The sequence below is a fragment of the uncultured Thiodictyon sp. genome, from assembly GCF_903946935.1.
Classification (GTDB): domain Bacteria; phylum Pseudomonadota; class Gammaproteobacteria; order Chromatiales; family Chromatiaceae; genus Thiodictyon.
The window spans coordinates 1-5,145 of the sequence record NZ_CAJAXH010000040.1 but is presented as its reverse complement, the minus strand read 5'-3'; the positions used below and the strand labels follow the sequence as shown (position 1 = coordinate 5,145).

3 protein-coding genes are annotated in these 5,145 nt (G+C 58.2%); all 3 read left to right on the top strand.

Going from position 1 to position 5,145, the window contains the following annotated elements:
* Positions 1–206: 206 nt before the first annotated feature.
* On the top strand, positions 207–2,297 hold the full coding sequence (locus QZX93_RS04475) for a DUF262 domain-containing protein (RefSeq protein ID WP_295391305.1): 2,091 nt from the start codon (positions 207–209) through the stop codon (positions 2,295–2,297).
* A 14-nt stretch (positions 2,298–2,311) separates the two neighbouring features.
* Positions 2,312–4,636 (top strand): DUF262 domain-containing protein, encoded by a 2,325-nt coding sequence (locus QZX93_RS04470; protein ID WP_295391303.1) that lies wholly within the window; start codon positions 2,312–2,314, stop codon positions 4,634–4,636.
* Positions 4,637–5,020: 384 nt separating this feature from the next.
* A partial coding sequence (locus QZX93_RS04465) for a type IV conjugative transfer system protein TraL (RefSeq protein ID WP_295391306.1) occupies positions 5,021–5,145 on the top strand: 125 nt, incomplete at its 3' end.

The following is a 5,145-nucleotide window of genomic DNA, read 5'->3' as shown; positions in this document are numbered from 1 at the left end:
CCTGCGGCGACGGCTGGCTCAGGACCTCGGCGGCGAGGGTTTCGGTATCGATTGCGCGGATCCGGGCAAACCCCCGCAAAATCCGCTGCTCGCCGCGGTCATGGCGCTCGTGGCCTAAGTGAAAGAGGGAAACTTCAGCTTCGGAATATGTCCCACAAATCCAAGTTGCGCTGGCCGAATGGGACGCCATCGAATCAGCCATCCTCGTGCCCCCGCAAATCGGATCAATCCTGCGGCCAGCCAAGGACAGGAATGTCTTTCTGGATGAATTCGCCGAGGTGCGGCGCTTGCATCTTGCCGGCGAAGAACTGCCGCAACCGATGATGCGCCTGTGCCTAAGCCTCACAGAAAAGGTGCGCAACATGGACTGGGTCAATCTCTTTGCCCTAGTGCTGCCCGCGGCCGATCCGAAGCGACGGGAAGAGCATCTAGCCCGCGCCCGGATGGTGGTGGCGATTTTTTATTTGGAGCAAATCGGCAAGATGTTTCTGGCGTCGGGCAGCCCTGTCGAGGAGGCTTTGAGAAAGATCGAGGGACGGTGGCAGTTGGTGGCACCACCCAACCCCCGGCTGATGTCGGTGGGCAAACTCAACGGCCATTTCTGGGTGCCTTCATACCAGCGCGGCTACCGTTGGGGAAGAGAGGAAGTCGAAGCCCTACTCAATGATCTGCACGAATTTATCGCGGACAAGCAAAAACCGCCCGACCAGATCTATTGCCTGCAACCGGTGGTGGTCAAGAAGCGAATCAAAGGAGCGACCGATGAACCGCCCGAGACGGAAGGCGAAACCTACCACGAGCTGATCGACGGCCAGCAACGCATCACCACACTTTACCTGCTTTACCGCTACCTAGCGACGCAGGGGCAAGCGATACCACATTTTTCGCTGAGCTATGAAACGCGGCCTAACAGTACCGGATTTTTGAGCGCGGTCAACGGCCAGATCGATGACACCAATGTCGACTACTTCCACATGTCGGCTGCCTTCGCCCGGATCAAGGCGTGGTTTGAACATGATCACTGGCCGGACGAGAAGGAACGCCGGAGCGCCGCTACCGACTGGTGTGGATATCTGGCCGATCAGATCCAGCTCATCTGGTACGATGCCGGCCAGCAGGACGCTATCGATATTTTCACCCGCCTCAACGCCGGCCGCATCGTGCTGACCAATGCCGAACTGGTCAAGGCGCTGCTGTTGTCCGATCACGGTCAAGCGGACGCACGCCAGCAAACCATCCGCGCCAGACAGTGGGACGAAATCGAACACGCCCTGCACGAGGATGCCTTCTGGTATTTCCTGAGCAACGACGTGCCGCAATCCTACCCGACCCGCATTGACTTGCTGCTTGACCTGATTGCCGAAAAAGCCAGGACGCGCAACGATTCGTTCGCGACCTTTGTCTGGTTTCAGGAGCAACTCAAGGGCAAGGGAAGGTCGCAAGAGGCGTTAATGGACGAAATCTGGCAACGCTACACGCTATTGCGCGACTGGTTCGAGGACCGACCCATCTACCACCGTATCGGCTGGCTGATCGCCACGGGCGAGAAACTTTCGGTGGTGATGAACGAGTACCTTGCGCAAAAGGGCCAATCCAAATCGGCGTTCCAGAAATCTCTCGATGGCCGTATCCGCAAGCGACTCGGCGTCTCCAGTATCGACGCCATCGACTATGGTACGAACAAGAAAAAGTGCGAAGACCTATTGCTGCTGTTCAATGCGATGTCGGTCGGCGCACTTGAACACGGCAACGCGCGTTACCCCTTTGATACCCACCACAAAGAAGGATGGAGTCTTGAGCACATCCACGCGCAGGCCGCACAGCCACTGGCCAGCGAGAAGGCTTGGCGCGACTGGTTGGTTGACTCCGGTAAGACGCTGAAGTCTCTGCGTCTCGACGCCCACGGCCCTGACTTTCAAGAGGCCGATCAGCTTTCCGCCGATCTGGACGCAGCGTTAGCGGGTATGACCATTGACCGCCCTAGTTTTTATGCGCTGGAACAGCGCATCACGGCCTTTCTGAATCGCCACAACGCGAACAAGGATACCGATGCGATCGACAATCTTGCGCTGCTGTCGGGCGACATCAACGCATCCCTGGGGAACCAGTCGTTTCCCGCCAAGCGGCTGCGCCTGCTCGATTACGATAAGGCTGCACGCTTCATACCACCGTGCACACGCCGGGTTTTTCTCAAGTACTATACCGAAAGCGCAGATCAGCAGTTGCAGTTCTGGAGCGATGCCGATCGTAAAGCGTACCGCGAGGCGATACGTGCTGTTGTCACCCGCTATCTTTAGTCAGAAAGCAAGCCATGAATACCACCTCGTTCGCCGGTCTGCGAAACCTAAAGATTGAGCAGATCGAAATCCCCGTCATCCAGCGCGATTACGCCCTCGGCCGCACGGACACGGGGACAGAGCGCATCCGCAGGGGGTTCCTCGACGCCCTGCTCAAGGCACTCGAACCCAATGTGCAGCACCGCCAGCCCCTTGATTTCATATATGGCGAGATCAAAGACAACAAACTGATTCCCCTCGATGGCCAGCAGAGACTCACCACGCTGTTCCTGCTGCACTGGTATCTGGCCGCTCGCCTGGGGTTAATCGCTGACGAGTGGCGCACGCTGCCCGCATTGACCTACCTGACGCGGACGAGTTCTGAAGATTTTTGCTGTCAACTCTCCGACTGCCCTCCGCCTTTTGCCGAGCCGCTCGCCGAACAAGAAAACCCCAACGACAATCTGGCGGTCTGGATCAGGGACCAGTCGTGGTTCCGCAGGGCCTGGGAGCGCGATCCAACCATTGTTGGCATGCTGGTCAGCCTGGACGACCTTCATGGCCGCATCAAGGCATGGGACAAGCCGCAACTGCAAGGCGCATGGGATCGACTCACCGACCCGGAGGACCCGGCGATCGGTTTCGACTTCCTACCCATCACCGATATCGGCTCTACCGACCGCCAATACATCCGCATGAATGCGCGTGGCAAGGCGCTGACCGAGTTTGAACACTTCAAGGCCCGCTTCGAGAAGACCCTGGCACTTTGCTCTGACCCTGATCGAAAGAGATTCGCCAAGGGGGTCGATAGTAACTGGACCGATCTACTTTGGCCGCTGCGCAACAGCGGCAAGAGCAGCGAACTCGATACCGTGATCGACGACGAATTCCTGCGTCTGTTTCGTTATCTTGGCGCCCTGGTGGTCTGGAAGTTCAAGCTGGGTGCCAAGGCCGCGCCGGACAGGGCTGCGGAATTGCAGGTCTGGGCCGAATCTCTGTTCGGCCAGAGCGACATCCAGGGCGAGCGGCGGATTTTTCTGTTCGATGCGCTCGATACCTTGTACCGAATCTTCAAAGACAAGGATCGGAGCGCCATCGAAGCCGAATTCGCCCAGTGGTTCGTCGGCGACACGCACCAACCGGGCAGAGTGGCGATCTTCAAGAGCCCCAATCTCCTGGTCGAGTGCGTTACGCATTTTGGCGAATCAACGCAAAGCGACAGGTTCCCGCTGGTCCAGCAGTTGATGTTCTATGCACTGCTGCGTGGCTGGATGACGCAACGCCCGCTTGATGCGCAATGCCTGCGCGTGCTGCGCAATCTTTTGCTGGCGCCGGATGCCTATCTGGTCCAAGAGAAGGCGGCCGACTATTACCTGCCCGGCATCGAATACTTGAGCGATCACGGCCTGCCGGGCAGCGGGGCACCGATACCCGAAGCACTGGCCAAGGCCTTCAGCACGCGGCAAGTGAAAGAGGAGGTCGAAAAGCAGACCCTGAAGTCAGGCAAAGCCGCCTTGGCTCCCAGCATCGAGCGGCTGGAAGATCATCCGCTGCTCCAAGGCTGTCTGTTCGCCTTCGACCTTTGTTCTCTGAACCTGCCGGTAGCCAATACCTTTTTTGATATCTTCCCTCCCGCCAGTCCGCGGACTTTCGCCAGGCTTTTAACCGGCGCCTTGCTGACCAAGGGTGATTATAGTTGCCCGGTGGATGATCGCTTTCAGTTCGGCAGCGCCACCCAAAGCAACCTTTGGCGCTACATGCTGACCAATGACTCATCGAAGATACGGCAACCGCTGGATGCGCTGCTGGTCGATGTGGCGGCCCGCACCGGTGACATCGCGGCCCACCTAGAGGGCATCATCAGCGATTGGCGAGCATGCAATCAGTCCGACTTCGACTGGCGCTGGTACTTCATCAGATACCCATCAATGCGTAATGGAGAAAATAGCCGCTTTTACTCACCAAGCGGAGAACTGGGTTTCTTGCTTTGCAGATATAGAGAAAGACTGAGCAGCTTTGACGATCCGTATCTCAAGGCACTGCATGAAGCCAGTTGCATCGAAGGGGTAGCGTATTGGTCAGGCTGGGAGGCGACATTAAGCCGGTACATAAGCTGGCTACGATCAAAGAATCAGAAAAACATCCTGCGTTCCGATCCGGCTGGCTGGGTAGTCGTTCCCCCGGCAGACCCTGCACAGCAGTCAGCGTTTGCCAATGTTTGCCGCACCCATAGTCTTCAGCTACATACAAACGGTGAGTGGCTACTGGTTGTGCCACAGAATGCCGCTTTAGATAAAGATACGGCAGACCGTATTACGCTTGGTGCCCGGCTGCTGTTTGATCTGCATCCTCTGTACTGATCAATCGGGCGAAATAGGGGGCGTACCACGATATCCGGCGCCGACAATCCCCATACGATACCGCATCCATGAGAGGGGTTCTTCACTCTGTCTCAGAACTCCCGGCGCATCCAAGCCTGGTCGTCCCGTGCAGACCGATGGGCTCGGACGGAATCACCCACCTGAGCCCCACGGCGGCCAGGTTCGGCGGCTGTCGAGCCGAGTGTCCATCGCCGCCGACCTGAAAAGGCTCAGATGAGTGCGTCTCGACGCGTACCCTGAACCGAACCGAGCCCATGTTGCGGCTGTTCTCGGCCTTGGGGCAACCCCCTTTCCCGCATTCCCCCCAAAAATCCGCACCTTCAGCTCTCACGCTCCCCGCCCGCCGCGCAGCACACTGCGCCCATGGCTGACCCAACCGAAATCCCCAAGTACATCGACGATCCACCGCTGATCCTGCTGTGGCGCGTCGATGATCTCGTCCCGATCGTCCTGTGTCTGGTCATCGGGATCTTCACCGGCAGTCCCGG